This window comes from Mycobacterium ahvazicum, assembly GCF_900176255.2.
In the GTDB taxonomy this organism is placed as follows: domain Bacteria; phylum Actinomycetota; class Actinomycetes; order Mycobacteriales; family Mycobacteriaceae; genus Mycobacterium; species Mycobacterium ahvazicum.
The window spans coordinates 385,588-407,308 of the sequence record NZ_FXEG02000001.1 but is presented as its reverse complement, the minus strand read 5'-3'; the positions used below and the strand labels follow the sequence as shown (position 1 = coordinate 407,308).

Genomic DNA, 21,721 nt, shown 5'->3' with positions numbered 1-21,721 from the left:
TGGATGATTCCGGCCCGGCCTAGCATCAGCCACGTGTCCGAACTAAATACCGCGCGCGGTTCCATCGATACCGCTGATCTCGGCGTGACGCTCATGCACGAGCACGTCTTCATCATGACCACCGAGATCGCGCTGAACTATCCCGACGCCTGGGGCGACGAGGAAAAGCGGGTGGCCGATGCCATCGACCGGCTCAACGAGCTGAAGTCGCGCGGCGTGGACACCATCGTCGACCTCACCGTGATCGGGCTGGGCCGCTACATCCCGCGCATTGCCCGCGTGGCCGCTGCGACCGAGCTGAATATCGTTGTGGCGACCGGGTTTTACACCTACAACGACCTGCCGCTGCGGTTCCACTACGAGGGTCCGGGCGGCATGCTGGGCGGTCCGGAGATCATGACCGACATGTTCGTGAAGGACATCGAGGAAGGCATCGCCGACACCGGCGTCAAGGCCGGGATCCTCAAGTGCGCCACCGACGAGCCGGGCGTAACCCCCGGCGTCGAGCGGGTGCTGCGCGCGGTCGCCCAGGCACACAAGCGCACCGGGGTGCCGATCTCTACACACACCCACGCGGGTCTGCGCCGCGGGCTCGAACAGCAGCGCATCTTCGAAGAAGAGGGTGTCGACCTGAGCCGGGTGATCATCGGACATTCGGGCGACAGCACCGACATCGGATACCTGGAGGAACTTATCGCGGCGGGGTCCTATCTCGGAATGGACCGGTTCGGCCTCGATGTGATCTCACCGTTCGAAGAACGAGTCGGCATCGTGGCGCAGATGTGCGAGCGCGGGCACGCCGACAAGATGGTGCTGTCGCACGACGCCAACTGCTACTTCGACGCACTCCCCGAAGAACTCGTTCCGCAGATGGCACCCAACTGGCACTACCTGCACATCCACAACGACGTGATCCCCGCCCTCAAAGAGCGCGGCGTCACCGAGGAGCAACTGCACACCATGCTCGTCGACAACCCGCGGCGCATCTTCGAGCAGCAGGGCGCCTATTAAATGACCCAGAGTGAGCCGACTCCGCCGATCGGCACCCAGGTTTCGGCGCTGGCCGAATGCGCGCCCGACGAGCCGGCGGTCACCTGTGAAGGCCTGACGCTGACCCGCGCCGAACTCGACAAGTCAACGAACCGGCTGGCCCGTGCCTATGCCGAACTTGGTGTCGGCGTCGGCGACTACGTGACGATCCTGCTGCCCAACTCCGTCGAGTTCGTGCAGGCCGCCGTGGCGTGCTGGAAGCTGGGCGCGGTGCCGCAGCCGTTGTCGCCGCGACTGCCGACCGCGGAGTTGCAAGGCCTGCTGGACTTGCGGCCGCGCGCCCTGCTGGTGGGCGCCGAGCACCCTGAAATACCAAGCGTGGTCAAGGGTTTCATCCCCGATGCGGCATTGTCCGATGCGCCGCTGCCGGAGGCGGTGTCGCCGACGTGGAAGGCGATGGGGTCCGGCGGCAGCACCGGGCGGCCCAAGCTGATCGAAGCCGGTGTCGACAGCCGCCTTTCACCGCTGGCGGCCTACGCGATGGGCGCACAAGATTGCGACACCACCTATGTTCCGGTGCCGCTATCCCACAACACCGGGATCACCATGGCGGCCCTGGCGTTGATCATGGGCCACCACCTGGTGTTGACCGACCGGTTCGATCCGCACGAATTCCTGCGCGTGATCGCCGATCATCGCGTCACCTTCATGGTGACGGTGCCGACGATCATGCAGCGGGTGCTACCGGTTTACCAGGCCAACCCGCAGGCCTACGACCTGTCATCGATCCGGCGGTTCTGGCACCTGGCGGCACCGTGCCCGCCGGCCATCAAGCAGGCGTGGATCGACCTGCTGGGCCCCGAGAAAGTGTGGGAGTTGTACGGCGGCACCGAGTTACAGGCGCTGACGTTCATCTCCGGCGACCAGTGGCTGACCCACCCGGGTTCGGTCGGCATCGTCGTCAGCGGCGAGATGACGGTGCTCGACGACGACGGCAACCCCTGCCCGCCGGGCGTCGAGGGCGAGATCTACATGCGGCCGGCGCCGGGCAGCGCGCCGACCTACCGGTATGTCGGCTCGACGGCGAAAAGCCGGAACGGCTGGGACTCGCTGGGCGATCTGGGCTACTTCGACGCCGACGGTTTCCTGTACCTGTCGGACCGGCGGGTCGACATGTTCACCGTGGGCGGGCGCAACGTCTATCCCGCGGAGATCGAGAGCGCGCTATCGGCACACCCGGATGTGTTGTCCTGCTTGGTTGTTGGCGTCCCCGATCCGAACGCCGGTGATCTCGGCCAGGTGCCCTACGCGCTGGTGCAGACGATCGACGGCTCCACCCTGGATGCCGCGGGGGTGCAGGAGTTTCTGCGCGCCAACATCGCGGGGTACAAGGTGCCGCACACCCCCGACTTCATCGAATTCGTCGACACCCCGCTGCGCGACGACGCCGGCAAGGCCCGGCGCTCGGCGGTCCGGGCCGAGATCATGGCGCGGTTGCAGGCCGCCGAAGCGAGCTGACTCCGAAGGCACCAAGAATTCTTCAAGGCTCCGCCCGCACGATCAGCGCCATGCAAATCGAGCCGTTGAGCCCGGAGCTGATCGAACGCTATCTACGATCGCACCAGTTGCGATTCTTCCGCAGCGACGACGGCACGGAATTCATGATGGTGCTGTCCCACTATCAGCGGGGCAAGCTGCACGTGAACCTGCGGATCAACGGATTGCGGCCCGACATCCTGGAGATCTCGATCAGCCCCGCGGGGTACTACCAAGCCAGCGAGCGCCCCCGCCTGATGGAACTGGTCAACGACTGGAACCGCGACAACCACTGGCCCAAGGCGTTTGTCCGCGAGAGCGCGCAGCCGAGCCATTTCAGCGTGGTCGGCGAAAGCGCTTACCTGCTGACCGACGGCATTCACCTGGCGGGGCTGGGCCACTTCGTCAGGTCCACCGTCGAGTACGGCACCGACCTGATCGAGAAGATCGAGCAGGCCGTCAGTCTGCCGTCCGCGGGCGCACTGGAAGAGTGGATGGACCGCACCGGCTAGGGCGCGATGGCGTCCGCCTCGGCATCTATTGCCGCAGCGGTCGGTTTCTCGCGTTTCTCCCAGCGGCGCAACGCTTCCCGGCACGGCGATTCGACCAGGGCGTAACTCACCGCCGCGATCGCGAAGCCGAAGAGCAGCGTCAGCACCAACACCATCGGCATGTTGCCGGTGAACGGGAACGTGCCGACCACCGGGAACACCATCGCCAGCGCGGCCAGGTGCCAGATGAACAGGCCGTAGGACCAGCGACCCAGGGTGACCATCCCGGCGGTGCCCAGCAGCCGGTGCGGGGTATCGACGCGGTCCAGCACCAACGGCGCGACCAACGCGAACGCGACGATCGACCCCATCGCGGTCTTCAACGCGAACTGCGCCGCGGTCCCCGGCGTCAGCCCCTCCGGGCCCGCCAGCGGGGAGGCGGCCACCAGGAACGCGGCCAATGCGATGGCGGCCATCAGTACCCGGCCCGCCTTGTTCTGCGCCACGCGCACTGCCAGCCCGATCGGGCTGTGCACCCACTCGGCCAGCAGCATGCCCGCGGCGAACCAGGAGAAGAAGGCCGGCGGCCAATTCAGCGGATTGCCGGACCCCGCGTGCCCGGAGAAGAAAGGAAGCCAGCCCCACCCCCAGCTGAGCGCCCCCAGCGCGGCGATCGCCGGCACCCGGGCGCGGACCGGAATGCGGCGGGCCAACAGCGCGAGAATCGGCAGCGCCAGATAGAAGCTGACCTCGACCGAGAGGCTCCACATCTGGGTCAGCCCTCCGGTCAGGGTGAGCGGCACATAGATCTGGGTCAGGGTCAGGTTTGCCAGCCAGACGGTCAGGCTGGCGTGGTCCGCGTCGGGCAGCAGGGTGAGGATCACGACGACGGCCACCAGATAGGCCGGCATGATGCGGACCAGCCGCGATCGCAGGTAGTGGCCGGTAGGCGGACTCCTGAAACCATCGGGTCCCAGACCCCTCGCCGCGGCCGCGTGGCCACGCCACAGCAGGAACCCCGACAGCGCGAAGAACACGGCCACGGCAAGGTCGAAGCGGCCGAACAGCCTCCCGTCGACACCGCTGGAGTGGCCGGTCTGGAAGGCCACATGCGTGACGACCACGCCCATGGCCGCGCAGGCGCGCATACCCTCGACAGCGGGCAGGAAGCTGCGAGTTCCGCCCGCCTGGTCGCCATCGGTCACGATCACAGTCTGCCTGCGCTCTGTTACCTGGCTAATCGGGTACTGCTGTTAGGGTCGAACGGATTTGCCTAGAGCATTTAGGGAGGGCACAGCAACGTGAACCGAGCGGTTATGTTGCGGTTCGCCGCATGCGGGATCATCGGGCTCGGGGCTGCCCTGCTGATCGCCGCGCTGCTGCTGTCGACCTACACCACCAGCCGGATCACCAAGATCCCGCTCAACATCGACACCACGCTGGTCAGCGACGGCACCGGAACCGCGCTCGACTCGGCGTCGCTGTCCAGTGACCACGTCGTGGTCAACCAGAACGTGCCCCTGGTCTCCCAGCAGCAGATCAGCGTCGAGTCGCCGGCCAACGCCGACGTCGTCACGCTGCAGGTCGGCACCTCCCTGCGGCGCACCGATAAGCAGAAGGACACCGGGCTGCTGCTGGCGATCGTCGACACCGTCACGCTCAACCGCAAGACCGCGATGGCCGTCTCCGACGACACCCACACTGGCGGCGCCGTCCAGAAGCCGCGCACCTTCAACGACGAGAACCCGCCCACCTCGATCCCGGTGCGCCACGACGGGTTGTCCTACCGCTTCCCGTTCCACACCGAGAAGAAGACCTACCCCTACTTCGATCCGGTCGCGCAGAAGACCTACGACGTCAACTACGACACCCAAGAGGACGTCAACGGGCTGAGCGCCTACAAGTTCACCCAGAACATCGGTTACAGCGCCGACGGAAAGCTGGTGGCGCCGGTGAAGTACCCGTCGCTGTACGCCGGCGACGAGGACGGCAAGGTGACCACGTCCGCGGCGATGTGGGGCATCCAGGGCGGCGACCCGGCCGAGCAGATCACGATGACCCGCTACTACGCGGCGCAGCGGACCTTCTGGGTGGATCCGGTCTCGGGCACCATCGTCAAGGAGACCGAGCACGCCAACCATTTCTTCGCCCGGGACCCGCTCAAGCCCGAGCTGACGTTGGCCGACTACAAGGTCACCTCCAACGAGGACACCGTGGAATCTCAGGTGAACGCGGCCCGCGACGAGCGTGACCGGCTCGCGCTGTGGTCGCGGGTGCTGCCGATCACCTTCACCGCGGTCGGCCTGATCGCGCTGATCGGCGGCGGCTTGTTCGCGTCGTTCAGCCTGCGGACCGAGAGCGCGCTGACAGACCCGGGCCTGGACCGCGGCGACGAGGAGTTCTTCGGCCGCAGTGGGCTCGAGGAACGGGTGCCCGGCGCCGAAGCCGAGACCGAGAAGCTGCCCGCGCAGCATTCCGAGACGGATGACGATCCGCCCGGCTCCGATCCACCGGCGCCGGAGCCGAATCCGCCCGTCCCGCCCGACCGGGACTAACCCGCGGTTGCGCCGACCGTGACCGCGCCATGGCGCCGGGCGCTGCAGTGGTCTCTCCCCGGGTATGCGTTAACCCTGGCGTTTCTGGTGGTGGCGCCGTTGCTGCGGCCGGGGTACCTGCTGCTGCGCGACGCGGTCTCGACGCCGCGTTCCTACCTGTCCGATACCGCCCTGGGGTTGACCGCACCGCCGCGGGCGACTCCGCAGGATTTCGCCGTGGCGCTGGCCTCGCACCTGGTCGACGGCGGCGTCGTGGTCAAGGTGTTGCTGGTCGCGGGGTTGTGGCTGGCGGGCTGGGGTTCGGCACGACTCGTGGCCACCGCGCTGCCCTGCGCCGGCGCGCCGGGCCAGTTCGTCGCGGTCACGCTCGCGATCTGGAATCCCTATGTCGCCGAACGACTTCTGCAGGGGCACTGGAGCCTGCTGGTCGGTTACGGCTGCCTGCCGTGGGTGGCGACGACGGTCCTGAGCCTGCGATCCGGTGGGCCCGGCTTTTTTTCGTTGGCGTTCTGGATCGCGCTGGCCGGGCTGACGCCGACGGGGCTGATGCTGGCCGCGACGGTGGCGCTGGTCTGCGTCGCCGCGCCGGGTGGGGGCCGGGCCCGCTGGCAGTGCGCCGCGACGGCGCTGGGTGCCGCGCTGGTGGCGGCGCTGCCGTGGCTGGTGGCCGCGGCGACGGGCTCGTCGCTGTCCACTCCCAAGGCGGCGAGCGCGCTCGGCGTGATCGCCTTCGCGCCACGCGCCGAGCCCGGTCTGGGCACGCTGGTCAGCCTGGCCAGTCTCGGCGGTATCTGGAACGGCGAGGCGGTACCCAGTTCGCGAGCAACGCTGTTCGCGCTGATCTCGGCGCTGGTGCTGCTGGGTGTGGTGGCGGCCGGCGTCCCGACGGTGCTGCGCCGCCCGCCGGCGCTGCCACTGTTGGTGCTCGCGTTGGTGTCGGTCGTGGTGCCGGCCGCGCTGGCCTCCGGGCCCGGCCTGCACCTGCTTGCCACGGTGGTTGACGCGGCGCCCGGTCTGGGCGTGCTGCGCGACGGGCAGAAATGGGTCGCGCTGGCGGTGCCGGGCTACACCCTTGCGGGAGCCGGCACGGTGGTGACGCTGCGGCGGTGGGCGCATCCGGCGGCCACGGCGCTGGTGGGCTGTCTCGCGCTGATCGCTGTGCTGCCCGATTTGGCGTGGGGGGTGGGCGGCAAGGTCGCGCCGGTGCGCTACCCGCCGGGCTGGGCCGCGGTGGCGGCGGCGATCAACCGGGCGCCCGCGCCGGTCGCGGTGCTGCCCGCGGGCTCGATGCGCCGCTTCGCCTGGTCGGGTCCGGCGCCGGTGCTGGATCCGCTGCCGCGCTGGCTGCGCGCCGACGTGTTCAGCACGGGCGACTTGGCGATCTCCGGGCGGGTGGTGCCCGGGGAGGGCAACCGCGCCCGGGCCGTCCAGGAGTTGCTGCTGTCCGGGCCTGCGCCGTCGGCCTTGGCCCCGGCCGGCGTCGGGTGGCTGGTCGTCGAATCGGACAGCGCCGGAAACATGGGCTCGGCCGCGCGCACCGTGGGCGCGCTGACACCGGTGTTCCGTGACGCAGAGTTGACGCTGTACCGGGTCGGCAGTGGCGCCGCTGGGGTTGCGCCGGCCCGGCGCAATGCCACGCTGATCGCGCACCTGGCCTGGCTGGGGATGCTGCTCGTGGGCGGTGTCGGCGCGCTGGCCGGCGCGATCTGGCGGGTTAGACCCGGTTTTACACCAGGCCGCTGAAGTAGTCGCCGGCCTGCACCAGCCATTGATCTGAATCTCTTCTGTGATGCGCATTCACCATCAGGGGTTTCGCGATGGTTTTCGTCAATCGAGCAGCGCTCGGCGGCCGGCGCGCTCGGCAAAAGCGTCTAGCGCACTCAGAACTTCCGGGGCACGCCAGGCACGATTACGGGCCTGGTCGGTGAACTCGACGATGATCTTGGACTCGACAAGTGGATCCAAGTATCGGTAGGCATTGTTAATCGCGATGTTCAGTTGATCGCTGACTAGTTGGGCATTGATCACCGGGCGTTTGATTAGCAAGTCCGCTACCCGGTGGATCGTTGAGTTGCGGCGGGCGGTGATCTTTGATTCCCACTGTCCCCTGATTGTCTTCAGATCAGCCACTAGTTGTCGGCCGTTGAAGACGGCCAGCATCGAGGCCTCTGAGAGCCGCTCGACGATCGGAGCGGGGTCGCCCTCGCGGTAGGCGGTTAGTGCCTGGAAGTACGAACCGGTGTCGGTTAGCAGTCCCGCTGACACGGGGACTGTGACCTGACGGGTTAGCCGCTTATTGCGCAACATCGACTGGATTAGAGCCCTCCCGGTGCGCCCGTTGCCATCTGGAAAGGGGTGAATTGTTTCGAATTGTGCATGCACAATTGCGATTTGAGGAAGGACAGCTATATCACTGCGCTTGGCGAACCTGACGAGGTCATGGATGGCACCCGGGACCCGATCCTGGTGCGGTGCGATGAAGTCAGCGTCTCGTGGGCCGAAGTTGCCGCCGCCTATCCACACCTGCTCCATGCGCCATTTGCCCGCGATACTCGGTTCGCTCGCGCGCATCAGCGCGTCATGCATGGCCAGAATGGCATCGTCGCTGATCTGGTCGGCTAGATCGATGGCCGCCTGCATCGCTTTGGTGTTCGCGACGATCATTGAAGCATTGCGACGCTTGGCGTTTCCCAGTGTCTCGGCTTCAGCGATCGCGCGCGCACTGGCGGTTAGGTTCTCAATTCTGGAGCTTGCCGCTGATTCTGTCCGTAAGAGCACAGAGCCGAATGGCGCGATCTCGCCCCCGAGCTCTGTATCGAAACGCGCGATCTCCTGGCTGGCTTCTTCGGCGTCGGCTAGAACATGAGACGGCAGGCTGACCTCTATAGCGGCTATCTCTGCGGGGATGACAGCTTGGTACTCGCCTGACTGGCGCTGGGCAGCACGCAAGTCGCTGCGCTGATAGCCTGCCTCGGTCGGTTTGCCCCAGGTGAGGGTTTCGTACCCTACTGCGGTGCCCGACCTAACTGATGACATAAATTGATCTTATCATCACTTAGGTGGTTAACTGATAATAAGCGTAGGCGTCGCTATCGGTTGCAACAGGCGGCGCGATCTGGCGGGTTAGACCCGGTTTTACACCAGGCCGCTGACGAACTGCCCGGCTTGGACGGCTTCCAGCACGGCGCGCATCGCCCCGGCGCTTTGCGTCCAGGAGAACTCACCGCTGCGGGTTTGCGCCTTGACCCCGAGCTGATCGCGCAGCACCGGATCGCACAGCAGCTCTTCGAGGCGGTCCACCAGCTCGGCGCGGTTGTCCACCAAGATCCCGGTCACCCCGTCGACGATCGAGTCCGACAGTCCGCCCGCGCAGCGGTAGCCGATCGTCGGCACCCGATGCTGTGCGGCCTCGACGACCGCCAGGCCCCAGCCCTCCTTGCGGGAAGGCAGCACATGCACCCAAGCTCCTTGCAGCACATGGTGTTTGGTCACGTCATCGACATGGCCGTGGAAGGTCACCGCGTCGCTGATGCCGAGGCTGCGGACGTGGTCGACGAGCCGCTGGCGCCACCAGCCGTCGCCGACGATGTCCAGATGCACGTCGGGAAATCGCGGGCGTAGCTCGGCCACCGTTTCCAGGGCGTCCTCGATCTGCTTGTGCGGCACCAGCCGCGAGAGCACCACGACCCGCGGCACCGGCGAACGCGGGCCTTCCAACGATCGCGCAGGCGCCTGGTCAAGGCCGTTGCGCACCACCGCGATCCGCTCGTTGTCCGCGCCCAGCGCGACCAGGTCACGCGCCGACGGCAGCGACACCGTCAGGTACTGATTGCGCCGGTGCAACCGCGGCGACACCCACGACTCGACAAACCAGCCGAGCCGGCCGAGCACCGGTCCGGCCACCGGCCACTGCTCGCGATGGCAGTGGTGGACCAACACCACCACGCGGCGGCCGTAGAGCAGCCGGGCGCAAAACGGCAAACCGTTCTGCGAGTCGACGACCACATCGGGTCGCACTCGCCGCAGCGGCCCCAGGCCTACCCGGGCCGCTGCCATCGCCAGCAGGGCCCACACATAGACCGAGTAGCGCCCACCCGCACGGGTGATCCGCACGCCGTCGACGAGCTCGCGGCGCGGCGCGCCCGGGTAGCGGGCGGTGCGCAGCGTGACCGAGACACCCGATGCGGCCAGCTGCGCGCCGATGCGCTGCAAGTAGGCTTCGCTGCCGCCGCCCTGCGGGTGGCCGGTGTCGCGCCAGCACAGCAGCAGGACGGATCGCAGTTCAGACATCACCGGCCAGCCTAACGCGGCGACAACCTGCACTTTGGCCACGGCGACGGTTTCGGTCACATCCATCGCACGGCATCGGCCCCGCGGATAGTGCGAGGTGCCCGCCTCCGAGCGACAAATCGATCGCGTGAGAGTGGCGGTGGCACGTTGTCGCTGCGAGGCGGGCACTTCGGGTGCCACCCGACCACGGTGCCGTCCGCCGCTGCGTACGGTTGCCCGGTGGCGGTGACTGACCTCTTTGCGCGACGGGCCACGCTGTCGCGCTCGGTGCGGTTGCTCTCCGAATTCCGCTACGAGCAGCCGGACCCGGGCCGGTTCTACGGCGCCCTGGCCACCGATACCGCGGCGATGGTCGGCGACCTGTGGCTGGCCGCGCGCGGAGAACCGCCGGCCGGCCGCACGCTCCTCGACGTCGGCGGCGGGCCGGGTTACTTCGCCGAAGCGTTCACCAGAGCCGGCGTGCACTACGTGGGTGTCGAGCCCGATCCGAGCGAGATGCACGCCGCCGGGCCCGCGGCGCGGCAGGCCAAGCCGTTCCAGGACTCGTTCGTCCGCGCGTCGGGGATGGCGCTGCCGTTCGCCGACGACTCGGTGGACATCTGCCTGTCGTCCAACGTCGCCGAACACGTCCCGCGCCCGTGGCAGCTCGGCGCCGAGATGCTGCGGGTGACCAAGCCGGGCGGGCTGGCCGTGCTGTCCTACACCGTCTGGCTCGGCCCCTTCGGCGGGCACGAGATGGGTCTGACGCACTACCTGGGCGGTGAGCGCGCAGCGGCCCGGTACGCACATAAACACGGCCATCGCGCGAAGAACGACTACGGGTCGTCGTTGTTCGCGGTGTCCGCCGCCGCGGGGCTGAGCTGGGCCGCGAACACCGGGGCGCTGCTGGCCACATTTCCGCGCTACCACCCGCGATGGGCCTGGTGGTTGACGTCGGTGCCGGTACTGCGCGAGTTCCTGGTCAGCAATCTCGTGCTGGTGCTTTCACCCCGAGAATGAAACATGTTCTCGTTTTGCTCTCGCTTATGTAGGGTGGCGCCATGCCCGTCGGCGACGATGCAGCGCGGCGCAATGAGGAGGAGCGGCGGAATATGACCGACATCAAGACCGAATACGACAAGCTTTTCATCGGCGGCAAGTGGACGGAGCCGTCGACCTCTGAGGTGATCGAGGTGCACTGTCCGGCCACCGGCGAATACTTCGGCAAGACGCCACTGGCAGCGGCGGCAGACGTCGACGCCGCGGTCGCCGCGGCCCGCGCCGCGTTCGACAACGGCCCCTGGCCCACCACGCCGCCGAAGGAACGCGCGGCCGTCATCGCCAACGTGGTCAAGCTGATGGAAGAGCGTAAAGAGCTGCTGAGCGCGCTGCTCGCCGGTGAGACCGGACAGCCACCGACCACCATCGAAACCATGCACTGGATGGGCTCGATGGGCGCGATGAACTTCTTCGCCGGCCCAGCGGTCGATCAGGTGAAGTGGCGGGAGATCCGCAACGGCTCCTACGGGCAGACCATCGTGCACCGCGAGCCGATCGGCGTGGTGGGCGCGATCGTGGCCTGGAACGTGCCGCTGTTCCTGGCCGTCAACAAGCTGGGCCCGGCACTGCTCGCCGGCTGCACCGTGGTGCTCAAGCCGGCCGCCGAAACCCCGCTCACCACAAATGCTTTGGCGGAGATCTTCGCCGAGGCCGGACTGCCCGAGGGCGTGCTGTCGGTGGTGCCCGGCGGTATCGAGACCGGCCAGGCGCTGACGTCGAACCCGGGCGTCGACCTGTTCACCTTCACCGGCAGCTCGGGCGTCGGCAAGGAGATCGGCCGGCGCGCCGCCGAGATGCTCAAGCCGTGCACGCTCGAGCTCGGCGGTAAGTCCGCGGCGATCCTGCTCGAGGACGTCGATCTGGCCTCGGCGATCCCGATGCTGGTGTTCTCCGGGATCATGAACACCGGGCAGGCCTGCGTCGGCCAGACCCGCATCCTGGCGCCCCGCTCGCGTTACGACGAAATCGTGGAAGCGGTAAGCCAATTCGTGCAGGCGCTGCCGGTTGGCCCGCCGTCGGACCCGGCCGCCCAGATCGGGTCGCTGATCTCGGAGAAGCAGCGCGCTCGCGTTGAGGGCTACATCGCCAAGGGCATCGAAGAGGGCGCCCGGCTGGTGTGTGGCGGTGGCCGTCCCGAGGGCCTGGACAACGGCTTCTTCGTCCAGCCCACGGTGTTCGCCGACGTCGACAACAAGATGACGATCGCCCAGGAAGAGATCTTCGGTCCGGTGCTGAGCATCATCCCGTTCGACACCGAAGAGGATGCGATCAAGATCGCCAACGACTCGGCCTACGGCCTGGCCGGCAGCGTGTGGACGTCCGACATCCCCAAGGGCATCGCGATCTCGGAGAAAATCCGCACCGGGACGTACGCCATCAACTGGTACGCCTTCGATCCGTGCTGCCCGTTCGGCGGCTACAAGAACTCCGGTATCGGCCGCGAGAACGGGCCGGAAGGTGTCGAACACTTCACGCAGCAGAAGAGTGTGCTGATGCCGATGGGCTACACCGTCGAGGGCTAACGCCTTGTCGCCGAGCATCACGCTGGCGTGACGTTCGGCCTCCATAGCCACGCTGGCGTAACGCTCGCGTGGGGGTACCGCGAGCGTCACGTTTAGTTTCACGCGCAGCGCCGACCCGATCAGCAAAACAGTCCCTCGCGATTCGGGGTCACATGCCGCGATCGGGAAGGATCTGACTGGCCCTCTTGTTGTGCATGTGTGCCATGCCACAGTGGACGCCAGGACCCAAAATTATGCCATAAAGCATAATCCTTACGGTTTACTCAGCTTATGCTCACCGCGAGTAAATGACCTACGTCACACATTTCCGGTGGTCTGCGAGTTTAGTACCACTAACAACTTGCTTAGTAGACCAATGTCTTATATGATTCTCAGCATAATCATGAGCCGCCGGCCCCGGCGCATGACAGCACCCTCAGGCCGGGAGAAAACCATGTGGATCATCGAACTCAACGTCGCCGGCTATCACTTCACCCGCGAGGTGCCCGACCTGAAACGCCCGTCTTTCCGCTTCAGCCCGCGTAACATGCACTGGCCGGTATCGCGGCATTCGCACGCTGCATGACGTCAGCCCCAGGAGGTACGAGAGTGCCGACCACGAGTGACGTCGTCGAACCTTCGTCGACGAAGCGCGGCGGCACCCGCACCAAGATGCTCGTCAGCGCCGCCGAGGTGATGCGGGAACGCGGGGCGGCCGGCGTCACGATCGACGCCGTGCTGGCCCGCAGCGGCGCCCCACGCGGCTCGGTGTACTACCACTTCCCCGAGGGCCGAAATCAGATCCTCAGCGAGGCCCTGCGGTATTCGGGGGATGCCATCACCGCCACCATCGACGCGGCCGCCGACCACGGCGCCCGCACACTGCTGCGGGAGTTCATCGAACTCTGGGAGCGGCTGCTGACCGACGGCGACTTCCTCGCCGGCTGTCCGGTGGTCGCGGCCGCGATCAGCTCGGACGAAAACGATCAGGACCTGACCGGCGAAGCCGGCATGATCCTGGGCCGGTGGTGCACGGCATTGACCCGGGCGTTCGCCAAAGACGGCTTCAACGACGACGACGCCGCCTCGCTGGCGGTGACCTCGATCTCAGCGCTCGAAGGCGCGATCGTGCTGGCCCGCTCGACCCGCTCGGTTCTCCCGCTCAGCCAGGTCGGCGAGCAACTCGAATTCCTGATCAAGGCAAGGGAATTCGTTACCCGCAACGGGATGCCCGGCAAGCAGGACGGCTAGTCGCTCGCCGGTAGCGGCTTGACCTCTTTGAGCGCCAGCGCGGTCTGACCGATGCTCAGGCTACCCGCGCCCGGCTTGGTGACCAGCACCTCGGCGCCGGCCTCGTCGACGTAGCGCTTGCCCATAACGGTGCCCTCGGAGAAAGCCGGGTCGAGTTCGCCCGAGCGCTCGCCACCGATCGGCACCATCGGCACCCCGCCGCAGCGCAGATCGTCGAGACTGTCGGAGCTCCTCACGACGATCACCTGGGTGTCGCACACCTGACTGGTGAGGCGGGTTCCGTTCTTGATCATGATTTTTCGTCCTCTACTTACTGCTCGGCCGGTGCGGCCTGCAACCCTTCTAGGTCTCCGATGATTTCCCGCCTCAGGACCTTGCCCGTGGGTGTGGTCGGCAGCTCGTCGCGAAACACGACGCGGTCGGGAGTTCGCGATCCGCGCAAAGCCTTTCGGACATGGTCCCGCAACTCCTCGGGATCGGGGTCGACGCCGGGCCGCGGGACCACCACGGCGACGATCGCCTGTCCCCACTGCGGGTCTTCGACGCCGACGACGGCGACGTCGCGCACGTGCGGATGCTCGACGAGCACCTCTTCCAGCTCGGCGGGCGCGATGTTCTCGCCGCCGCGGATGATGGTGTCGTCACTGCGTCCGCCGATGAACAGGTAGCCTTCTTCATCCAGCATCGCGATGTCTTTGGTTGGGAACCAACCGTTTTCGTCGAGCACCGAGCCAATCCCGGTGTAGCGCCCGGACACCTGCTCGCCGCGCACGAAGAGCTCGCCGGTCTCACCGGCCGGCAGTACGTTGCCCTCGTCGTCGCGGATCTCGATCTCGATGCCGGGCACCGGCCGTCCCACCGAACCCAGCCGCCTGATCGCGGCCGCTTCCGAGGCGGACTGCGCCGCGCGGTGGTCGGCGGGCGTCAGCACCGCGATCGTCGAGCTCGTCTCGGTCAGGCCGTAGGCATTGACGAAGCCCACCTCCGGCAGCAGTTCGAGCGCCCGGCGCACCAGGGGCAGACCGACCTTCGAGCCGCCGTAGGCCAGGTTGCGCAGCGATGTCAGGTCGCGGGAAGTCTCGTCGCCCGTCTCGAGCACGGTGACGACGCGGTCCAGCATGGTGGGCACCAGCGTCGCGGTGGTCACGTGTTCGGCGCCGATCAGCCGCACCCATTCTCCTGCGTCGAAGTTGGGCAGGTAGACCATTTTGCGACCGGCATAGAGATTCGACAGCGCGGCCCCGACGCCGGCGATGTGATACGGCGGCACGCAGATCAGTGCCGCGTCTTGTGCTGCGGCCGAGTCGAATTCGACGGTTCCGGTGACATAACTGGTCAGGTTGTTGTGCGAGAGCTCGACCGCCTTGGGCTGCGACGTGGTGCCGGAGGTGAACAGCACGATCGCGACCGATTCCGGGTCGGGAAACGCCAGACCTTCGGCGGCGGCCTCGGCGCGGCGCGCGGCGGTGAGGAAGTCATCGGAATCCATCACCCGCTTGGACGAATCGCCGAGCATGTCCTTATAGCGGCCGTCGACGATGACCAGGGGTTCGGGCAGCCGCTCGATCAGCGCCTGGATGCCCTCGGCGGACAGCCGGTAGTTGAGCGGGGTGAAGGGCAGCCCGGCGCGGGCCGCGGCGAAGGCCAGCACCGGCAGCATCGCACCGCCGACGCCCACATAGGCCACGTGCTGAGCACCCGATTCCGCGATCACCGCGGAGCCGCCGTCGGCCAGATCGCTGAGTTCCTGCGTCGTCAGCCGGGTTTCCCCCGAGACGACGGCGGTGCGATCGGGGTTGCTCGACGCAGCCATCTCGAGAAGCAGCGAAATGCTCATACTCGATCCCTCTGAATCCCAACCCTTTTGCGCCCGGACAGCGGCCCAGCAGACGACTCTATAAACATAGTGTATCGATTCTCAGGTGCCGGTCCACTGGGGAGCTCGCTTCTCGGCGAATGCGATCGCGCCCTCTTTCGCGTCGTTGGACGAAAAGACCGGAGCCAACAGCTTGTTCTGCTCGGCGAACATGGTGTCCGGACTCCAGCCGCGCGACTCGACCATGATCCGCTTGGTCGCGGCCACCGCGAGCGGCCCATTGGCGGCGATCCGTTCGGCCAGATCGATCGCGGCGTCCAGCGCCTTCCCGGGCTCGGCCAGCACGTTCACCATGCCCAGCGCGGCGGCGCGCTCCGCGGAGAGGTTCTCGCCGGTCAACGCCAGCTCCATCGCGATGGCCGACGGGATGCGCTGCGGCAGCCGCAGCAACCCGCCGCCCCCGGCGACCAGGCCGCGCTTGACCTCCGGGATACCGAAGGCCGCATCCTTGGACGCCACGATCAGGTCGGTGGCCAATGCCAGCTCGGTGCCGCCGGCCAGCGCGTAGCCCTCCACGGCCGCGATCAGCGGCTTGACCGGCGGTCGCTCGGTGAATCCCATGCCGCGGCCCTCGACGATCGGCAGCTCGCCCCGGGCAAACGCCTTGAGATCCATGCCCGCGCAGAACGAGCCGCCCGCCCCGGTGAGGATGCCCACCGACAGGCCGGGCTCCGCGTCGAGCCGATCGACTGCCGTCGCCAGGCCATTGGCCACCGCGGAGTTCACCGCGTTCTTGGCCTTGGGCCGGTTGATCGTGATGATCAGGATTCGGCCGCGTTGTTCGGTCAGGACCTCGGGCTCGTGGGATTCGTCGGTGCTCACGGTAGCTGCCCATCTCCTTCGATCGGTGGCTGTTACCGACTGATGGTAGCCGCCGACGGAAATGCCATTGGCACCAGGAGAGAGTCTCGTTACCGAATTTCGGGGTCGTGGTGACGGCCGGACCGGTCAGGCCGGCGCCATCGCGGCCTCGACCGGCGTCAGCTCTTCGGAAAGTCCTGCAGCCCTGCGCAATTCGATGAAGTCGGCGACCATCGCCTCGGTCACCTCGTGCGGGTCCTTGACGGTGGCGCCGTCGGACAGCACGGAGATGTTGAGCTGGTCGACGTAACTCCACACGGTGATGTTGAGTCCGCTGCCCGCGGTCAACGGCCCGACCGAGTAGATCTCGGTGACCTGTGCGCCGCCGACCCGCCCGTGCTCGCGTGGGCCGGGCACGTTCGAGATCGGCAGGTTCAGCACCTTGTTCTGGCCGTCACGGCTGGACGCCCAGCGGAAGAACGACTCGGTGGCCAGCGGCGGCATGTAGTTCGACCACCGGCTGATCAACTCGGGGCCGACCAGGTGGAACGCCTCCTTGGCGGAGACGGCGTTGTCGTGGCAGGCCTGCAGCCGCTCCAGCGGATCATCGAGGTCGGCCGGCAGCGCGATCATCAGCCCGGTGAAATAGTTGCCCGATATCCGTTCGGGTGAGAAGTCGAAACTCGCCGGGACGGAAGCCAGCAGCGGTTCGGCCGTGCCGTCGTACCGCAACAGCAAGGTGCGCAGCGCCCCGGTGGAGATGGCCAGCACCACATCGTTGATGGTCCCGCCGCACTTCTTGCCCGTCTCCTTGATGTCGGCGAGCGCCAGGGTGGCCGTCGCGAAACGGCGTTCCGGAGTGATCCGGTGGTTGAGGAAGGTGGGCGGTGGCGTGAACGGCATGGTCAGCTCCGGCGAGAGTTTGCGCGAGCTGCGCCGGACCCGATTGATCCCCTGCGCGGTATAGCGGAAGGTCGCCGGCAGCTTGCGGGCCTGACGGAGGTGATCGAAGAACGCCGAGCGCACCAATTGCGACTTCGACGGCGCGGGGTCGGTGAGCTGCGGGCCGCTTTCCGGGGTGGGCAGTAGGTCCATGCCGCGGGCCAGCAGATTGGCCGACGCGACACCGTCGGCGAGCGCGTGGTGGATCTTGCCGACCACCGCGACCCGGTTGTCGGCCAGGCCCTCGATGAAGTACATCTCCCACAGCGGACGGTCACGGTTCAGCGGGGTGCTGGCGATGCGCCCGATCGCTTCGTCCAGCTCGCGGCGACCGCCCGGCTCGGGCAATTGCATCGGGCGGATGTGATAGTCGAGGTCGACCTCGCAATGCTCGCGCCACATCGGATGATGGAACTTCCACGGGATGTCGACGAGCTGATAGGTGAAAGGCTCGAGCTTGTTCAGCCTGGCCCCGATGACCTGGCGAAACGAGTTGACGTCGAAGTCGCGGCGATCGGGGTCGATTTCGACGACGGCGACCTTGATCGTGTGCATGTGCACGTTCGGGGTCTCGCTGTACAGCAGTACCGAGTCCCAGCCGCTGAGCCGTTTCATCAGTGCCCCTTCCCCTCAAGCTGGGACCTTACTCAGCGACTGAGCTAGATGACCTCTTTTGACCTGATCTGCACCTTGGTGCGGTAGATCTGGTTGAGGAACAGCGAAGTGGCATGGGCCGCCACGCCGGCGCGCTCGCCGTCGATCATGTCGAAGCCATGTCCGGCCCCGGGCAACTCCAGGTAGCCGACCATCGAATGCGAGGCCGCCCGTAGCCGCTCGACGAAGCTGCGCGCCTGCTCGACGGGAATGACGCTGTCCTTGCTGCCGTGAATCACCAAGAACGGCGGAGCATTCCGGTGCACCCGCGCGATCGGCGACGCGTCGCGGTACAGCTCGGGATGACGGGCGATGGACTTCTTGACGACCACCCGCTCCAGGAACTCGACAAACCGGTCTCGCTCGGGGGTGGAGCGGTCCTCCCAGTCGTAGCGGCCGTAGATGCCGACGACCGCGTCGACCGAGCTGTCCGCGCCCTCCGGCAGTCGGTGCGCGAAGCCCGGGTCGTCGGGCGTGAGTCCGGCCAGCGCGGACAGGTGCCCGCCGGCCGAACAACCCGCCACCGCAACGAAATCGCGGTCACCGCCGAACTTGTCGACGTTGGCGCGCGCCCACGCGATCGCGGTCTTGACGTCGGTGATGTGTCGCGGCCAGCGGTTATAGGGCGCGACACGGTAGTCGATCGCCAGGCACACCCAGCCCTGCTCGGCCAGTCGCGACATCAGGGCGGTGCCCTGCATCATCGCCCGGCCGTGCACCCAGGCGCCGCCCGGGACGAAGATCAGCACGGGGGCGGGCTGGGGCGGCAGATCCTTGCGCCGCCACACGTCCAGCACCTGTGCGGGGTGGTCGCCGTAGTGGACCGCCCGGCGGTACAGGTAACGGCGCTGCCCCAACGCTTCCCAGATCGGCGGCTTCTTGGCGACCACCGGCCAGTCGAGTTCGAGGTCCGCGGCCGACACGATGCCACGCAGCGCCGCGACGGACACCTCGTGTGTGCTCTCGCGGTCCCGGCGGCGCACGTCGTTGATCCCCGGCGTCAGCCAGTCCTTCTTCAGTGCAGAGAAAGCCTCTGGCGCATGCCGCGCTCCCCACACGCCCATCGCGGTCACACCGCCCAGTGGTTCCAGGTGCTTACCCACCACCGGCAGCGAAGCACCGGCAACGCTTAGTGCCAGCGCATAGTCGGCGGGACGGGCCCGCAGCAACCATTTGAGACACGGTGTCATGCTCGGGACCCTCGCCGTCATGTAGGGGACTGTACCCCCACCCCGTCGGAGCAAACTGACGTTTGCGTAGAAGTCCTGCAGTTGCTGCGAAATCGCCGTGTTAAATGTTTGCTAAATCGCCGGATCTACCGCCCTAGACTGAGGTTTTGCCTTCGCTGGGCGCGGGGCGCCCGCGCGCCGCGACGATCCGGATCAGGTAGCAGATAGCGCTCATCCCGAACATCGCCGCGGTGAGCAGCAGCCACCGGCCCAGGAAGGGCTGTTGAGTTTGTCCGGTCGCCGCCTCATAGGTGGGTCCGCCCTGCTCGATGATCCCGGGCAAGAAGATCAACAGCGTCAGCCCCGCTCCCATCGCCGGCACTCGAATGTAGTTGCGGGCGAGCACTTTCGGGTGGGTGTGGGCCGGCTGCCGGGGTGCCCACAGCGCCCGGTCGGCCAACGCGTAGAGCGGGAAGAACAGCAGATCGTGAACGACCACGGCGGCGGCGAACCAGACCGCGATCGACTGCCACCAGGTGCCGGAGTTCCACAGTGTCGCCGGTTTGAAGACGACCAGGATGTAGCCCAGCAGCGCGAAGCCGGACAGCATCGTCAGCAGGTGCAGCGGATGCGATCCGTAGATCGTGGCGAAACGTGGTGCGATTCTTGGCATCTCAACCGCCCTGGAATTCGATCGCGGCCACCCACTTGGTGTTGTGCACACCCGGCAGCGCGGGCACGATGATCCGGGCCGGATAGCCGTGGTCCAGCGACAAGTCGGCGCCGTTGACCCGCAGCGCCAGCAGCGCCTCGGGGTCGCCAATCTGGTTGGCTTGCAACGTCGCCTGCCCGAACGCACCGCCTCGCTGCAGGGATATCACCCGCGCCGAGCGTGGCGCGGGTACGCCCGCGATGCGGGCCAGCTCGGCCAGCCGGACGCCGCTCCAGGTCTGTACGGTCGACCAACCTTCGACGCACGCGATCGGCAGACGCGCGGTGGTCTGCGGCATGCCGGCCAGTGCGGCGCGGTTCAACGCGATCGGCGTGGGCCCGCCGCGCAGCACCAATGACCAGCTCTCGCCGACACTTTCGCGGCTGATGCCGGCGGCGACCGCGGTCTTGTTCACCGGGAAATCACCCCGGCCCCGCCCACGTGGCAGCAGCAGGGCGGCGCCGCGAGAGGCCCCGCCGAGAGTCTGGCCAACGGTGAGGGCCGCGATCAGCACGACGCCGCCGCCGACCAACGCAAGGGCGCCACGCCTGCTCACCGTCGGTTCGGCCGGGTCGGTGGCCACCAAGCCGTCGGCATCGGGCGGCTCCGGACGGGTGTCGGCGCGGCCGGTGCGCAACACGTCGCGCAGCGGCATCGACCGCAATCCGGTGACCATGCGCGGCAGCTTGATCGCGATATGCATCAGGAACCCGGTGATGAAGACCCACGCGCCGAAGTAGTGCGCGTCGTAGAAGCTGAAGCCGAAGATGTAGTCGTACTGGATGTTCAGCACGCCGGTGACGATTTCGAACAGGATCCCGCCGACCAGCATCAGCAGCGACACCCGCTCCAGGAACGCAGCGACCGAGCGGGCGGGCGGCCAGACGAACAGCCGCGGGATCACCGACCACAGCTTGGCCAGCACCACCGGGATGATCACCAGGCCGAGACCCACGTGCAGGCCCTGCGTCAGCCGGTACAACCACGACGGGCGGGTGGGCCAGACGAACAACGGCAGTCGCAGCCAGCCGACATCGGCCGGGATGGCCTGGCCGAATTGCGGTGCGTAGGCGATGTAGGACAGCAGCCCGGTGAGCGTGATGATCGGCAGTGCCACCAACAGCACCAGCCCGAACACCGACGTCAGCCACGGGCCGCGCAGCGGGCTGCGAAAACGGATCAGCAGCCTGGCACCCAAGCCGTTCACGGCGCGGCCAGGCTCGCAACCACCCGACCGCTGATCAGCCGAACGCCGGTCAGCGTCAGTCCGACCTGGCTCGCCAGGGCAGCGGCGCTATCCACCCCGACGGATGCCCAGCGGAACCAGGGACCCACGTCGCAGGCCGACTCCAGCCGCACCCAGCGCTCCCGGATGCCGATCGCGTCGGCCTCGAACTCGGCCACGCAGCGACCACCTCGGCGCAGCAGCTCGGCCGCGCGCGCCAGGATCCGCCGCGGGTCCCCGCCCAGGCCGACATTGCCGTCGACCAGCAACACCGTCTGCCAGCGGCCCATGCCGGGCAGCGGCTCGAACACGTCGCCCAGGAGGGCCGGCGCGCCGCCGCGCCCGGCCAGCCGGATCGCGGTCGCGGACCGGTCGATGCCGAGTGCGGGTATCCCTCGCTCGAACAGCCGCGCCACCAACCTTCCCGGCCCGCAGCCGAGCTCGATTGTCGGCCCGCTGCACATCTGGGTGACGGCTTCGTCGAAGTCCTCGTCGAGGGCATCGACCAAACCTCCGTTCGGGGAGCACCGTGCGCCCAGCCAGCGATGCGCCGGCAGCACCCGAACCTCGCCGTCGTCATGACGAATCCAGCACCGCTCACCGCCGAGCGCCCGATCGTAGAGTTGCCCCAGCATGTCCGCCTTTCGCATCGCGTCCGACCAGGGCGACCCGGAATTCCGGGCCACTGG

20 protein-coding genes are annotated in these 21,721 nt (G+C 67.4%); 9 read left to right on the top strand and 11 right to left on the bottom strand.

What is annotated here, in order from left to right; all coding sequences use genetic code 11:
- Nucleotides 1-33: 33 nt before the first annotated feature.
- From MAAFP003_RS01880 to MAAFP003_RS01870, 3 genes are read left to right on the top strand one after another with little or no spacing between them, the layout of a single operon-like run.
- Nucleotides 34-1,011 carry a phosphotriesterase family protein gene (locus MAAFP003_RS01880; protein ID WP_096290816.1) on the top strand — a complete coding sequence of 326 codons (978 nt, stop codon included), beginning with the start codon at nt 34-36 and terminating at the stop codon, nt 1,009-1,011.
- Nucleotides 1,012-2,508, top strand: coding sequence for an AMP-binding protein (locus MAAFP003_RS01875; RefSeq protein WP_096283938.1), 1,497 nt, complete (start codon nt 1,012-1,014; stop codon nt 2,506-2,508).
- 50 nt (nt 2,509-2,558) lie between these two features.
- Nucleotides 2,559-3,038 (top strand): YbjN domain-containing protein, encoded by a 480-nt coding sequence (locus MAAFP003_RS01870; RefSeq protein ID WP_096283936.1) that lies wholly within the window; start codon nt 2,559-2,561, stop codon nt 3,036-3,038.
- Here the strand turns inward: MAAFP003_RS01870 and MAAFP003_RS01865 are convergent.
- On the bottom strand, nt 3,035-4,165 hold the full coding sequence (locus MAAFP003_RS01865; RefSeq protein ID WP_423790847.1) for an acyltransferase family protein: 1,131 nt from the start codon (nt 4,163-4,165) through the stop codon (nt 3,035-3,037). The two genes, MAAFP003_RS01870 and MAAFP003_RS01865, sit on opposite strands and share 4 nt — an antisense overlap.
- A gap of 153 nt (nt 4,166-4,318) precedes the next feature.
- Between MAAFP003_RS01865 and pgfA the strand changes: the two genes are divergently transcribed.
- The gene (gene pgfA, locus MAAFP003_RS01860; RefSeq protein ID WP_165796278.1) at nt 4,319-5,572 is read left to right on the top strand and encodes a cell envelope lipid trafficking protein PgfA; all 1,254 of its coding nucleotides are present in this window, start codon (nt 4,319-4,321) and stop codon (nt 5,570-5,572) included.
- A 42-nt stretch (nt 5,573-5,614) separates the two neighbouring features.
- Nucleotides 5,615-7,315 (top strand): MmpA family trehalose lipid delivery protein, encoded by a 1,701-nt coding sequence (locus MAAFP003_RS01855; protein WP_096290815.1) that lies wholly within the window; start codon nt 5,615-5,617, stop codon nt 7,313-7,315.
- A gap of 84 nt (nt 7,316-7,399) precedes the next feature.
- Here the strand turns inward: MAAFP003_RS01855 and MAAFP003_RS01850 are convergent, their stop codons facing one another.
- A complete protein-coding gene (locus MAAFP003_RS01850) occupies nt 7,400-8,608 on the bottom strand; it encodes a Fic family protein (protein ID WP_096283930.1) in 1,209 nt (402 codons plus the stop codon).
- A 99-nt stretch (nt 8,609-8,707) separates the two neighbouring features.
- Complete coding sequence (locus tag MAAFP003_RS01845) at nt 8,708-9,862, bottom strand: glycosyltransferase family 4 protein (protein WP_096290814.1); 1,155 nt, start codon at nt 9,860-9,862, stop codon at nt 8,708-8,710.
- Between the two features lie 219 nt (nt 9,863-10,081).
- On the opposite strand from MAAFP003_RS01845, the gene MAAFP003_RS01840 reads away from it, so the two are divergent.
- The 4 genes from MAAFP003_RS01840 to MAAFP003_RS01830 all read left to right on the top strand — a co-directional run bounded on the left by MAAFP003_RS01840 (nt 10,082) and on the right by MAAFP003_RS01830 (nt 13,653).
- The gene (locus tag MAAFP003_RS01840) at nt 10,082-10,861 is read left to right on the top strand and encodes a class I SAM-dependent methyltransferase (RefSeq protein WP_096290813.1); all 780 of its coding nucleotides are present in this window, start codon (nt 10,082-10,084) and stop codon (nt 10,859-10,861) included.
- A gap of 92 nt (nt 10,862-10,953) precedes the next feature.
- Nucleotides 10,954-12,423, top strand: a complete 1,470-nt coding sequence (locus MAAFP003_RS01835; RefSeq protein WP_096290812.1) for an aldehyde dehydrogenase — start codon at nt 10,954-10,956, stop codon at nt 12,421-12,423.
- Nucleotides 12,424-12,856: 433 nt separating this feature from the next.
- Nucleotides 12,857-12,988 carry a hypothetical protein gene (locus tag MAAFP003_RS29845; protein WP_279304274.1) on the top strand — a complete coding sequence of 44 codons (132 nt, stop codon included), beginning with the start codon at nt 12,857-12,859 and terminating at the stop codon, nt 12,986-12,988.
- Nucleotides 12,989-13,074: 86 nt separating this feature from the next.
- The gene (locus tag MAAFP003_RS01830) at nt 13,075-13,653 is read left to right on the top strand and encodes a TetR/AcrR family transcriptional regulator (RefSeq protein ID WP_096290811.1); all 579 of its coding nucleotides are present in this window, start codon (nt 13,075-13,077) and stop codon (nt 13,651-13,653) included.
- On the opposite strand, the gene MAAFP003_RS01825 is transcribed toward MAAFP003_RS01830, so the two are convergent.
- The 8 genes from MAAFP003_RS01825 to MAAFP003_RS01790 all read right to left on the bottom strand — a co-directional run bounded on the left by MAAFP003_RS01825 (nt 13,650) and on the right by MAAFP003_RS01790 (nt 21,667).
- Entirely contained in the window at nt 13,650-13,946 is a 297-nt protein-coding gene (locus MAAFP003_RS01825; protein ID WP_096283928.1) for a hypothetical protein, read from the bottom strand. The genes MAAFP003_RS01830 and MAAFP003_RS01825 overlap by 4 nt on opposite strands.
- A 17-nt stretch (nt 13,947-13,963) precedes the next feature.
- A complete protein-coding gene (locus MAAFP003_RS01820) occupies nt 13,964-15,490 on the bottom strand; it encodes a class I adenylate-forming enzyme family protein (protein ID WP_096283926.1) in 1,527 nt (508 codons plus the stop codon).
- A gap of 81 nt (nt 15,491-15,571) precedes the next feature.
- The gene (locus MAAFP003_RS01815) at nt 15,572-16,351 is read right to left on the bottom strand and encodes a crotonase/enoyl-CoA hydratase family protein (protein ID WP_096283924.1); all 780 of its coding nucleotides are present in this window, start codon (nt 16,349-16,351) and stop codon (nt 15,572-15,574) included.
- A gap of 126 nt (nt 16,352-16,477) precedes the next feature.
- Complete coding sequence (locus tag MAAFP003_RS01810; RefSeq protein WP_096283922.1) at nt 16,478-17,887, bottom strand: WS/DGAT/MGAT family O-acyltransferase; 1,410 nt, start codon at nt 17,885-17,887, stop codon at nt 16,478-16,480.
- A gap of 44 nt (nt 17,888-17,931) precedes the next feature.
- Nucleotides 17,932-19,137, bottom strand: a complete 1,206-nt coding sequence (locus tag MAAFP003_RS01805; RefSeq protein ID WP_096283920.1) for an alpha/beta hydrolase — start codon at nt 19,135-19,137, stop codon at nt 17,932-17,934.
- Between the two features lie 112 nt (nt 19,138-19,249).
- Nucleotides 19,250-19,768: a hypothetical protein gene (locus MAAFP003_RS01800; RefSeq protein WP_096283918.1), complete on the bottom strand. Its 519-nt coding sequence runs from the start codon at nt 19,766-19,768 to the stop codon at nt 19,250-19,252.
- 1 nt (nt 19,769) lies between these two features.
- Nucleotides 19,770-21,014 carry a molybdopterin-dependent oxidoreductase gene (locus MAAFP003_RS01795; protein ID WP_096283916.1) on the bottom strand — a complete coding sequence of 415 codons (1,245 nt, stop codon included), beginning with the start codon at nt 21,012-21,014 and terminating at the stop codon, nt 19,770-19,772.
- Nucleotides 21,011-21,667, bottom strand: a complete 657-nt coding sequence (locus tag MAAFP003_RS01790) for a methyltransferase domain-containing protein (protein WP_096290810.1) — start codon at nt 21,665-21,667, stop codon at nt 21,011-21,013. The genes MAAFP003_RS01795 and MAAFP003_RS01790 overlap by 4 nt, the downstream gene beginning before the upstream one ends.
- Between the last annotated feature and the right edge of the window lie 54 nt (nt 21,668-21,721).

Excerpts from the sequence above, each read along its gene's own strand:
- MAAFP003_RS01875 (WP_096283938.1), top strand. The coding sequence starts at position 1,012 with ATGACCCAGAGTGAGCCGACTCCGCCGATCGGCACCCAGGTTTCGGCG.
- MAAFP003_RS01870 (WP_096283936.1), top strand. The coding sequence starts at position 2,559 with ATGCAAATCGAGCCGTTGAGCCCGGAGCTGATCGAACGCTATCTACGA.
- MAAFP003_RS01865 (WP_423790847.1), bottom strand. The coding sequence starts at position 4,165 with ATGCGCGCCTGCGCGGCCATGGGCGTGGTCGTCACGCATGTGGCCTTC.
- MAAFP003_RS01850 (WP_096283930.1), bottom strand. The coding sequence starts at position 8,608 with ATGTCATCAGTTAGGTCGGGCACCGCAGTAGGGTACGAAACCCTCACC.
- MAAFP003_RS01845 (WP_096290814.1), bottom strand. The coding sequence starts at position 9,862 with ATGTCTGAACTGCGATCCGTCCTGCTGCTGTGCTGGCGCGACACCGGC.
- MAAFP003_RS01835 (WP_096290812.1), top strand. The coding sequence starts at position 10,954 with ATGACCGACATCAAGACCGAATACGACAAGCTTTTCATCGGCGGCAAG.
- MAAFP003_RS29845 (WP_279304274.1), top strand. The coding sequence starts at position 12,857 with ATGTGGATCATCGAACTCAACGTCGCCGGCTATCACTTCACCCGCGAG.
- MAAFP003_RS01830 (WP_096290811.1), top strand. The coding sequence starts at position 13,075 with ATGCTCGTCAGCGCCGCCGAGGTGATGCGGGAACGCGGGGCGGCCGGC.
- MAAFP003_RS01825 (WP_096283928.1), bottom strand. The coding sequence starts at position 13,946 with ATGATCAAGAACGGAACCCGCCTCACCAGTCAGGTGTGCGACACCCAG.
- MAAFP003_RS01820 (WP_096283926.1), bottom strand. The coding sequence starts at position 15,490 with ATGAGCATTTCGCTGCTTCTCGAGATGGCTGCGTCGAGCAACCCCGAT.
- MAAFP003_RS01810 (WP_096283922.1), bottom strand. The coding sequence starts at position 17,887 with ATGAAACGGCTCAGCGGCTGGGACTCGGTACTGCTGTACAGCGAGACC.
- MAAFP003_RS01805 (WP_096283920.1), bottom strand. The coding sequence starts at position 19,137 with ATGACGGCGAGGGTCCCGAGCATGACACCGTGTCTCAAATGGTTGCTG.
- MAAFP003_RS01800 (WP_096283918.1), bottom strand. The coding sequence starts at position 19,768 with ATGCCAAGAATCGCACCACGTTTCGCCACGATCTACGGATCGCATCCG.
- MAAFP003_RS01790 (WP_096290810.1), bottom strand. The coding sequence starts at position 21,667 with ATGCTGGGGCAACTCTACGATCGGGCGCTCGGCGGTGAGCGGTGCTGG.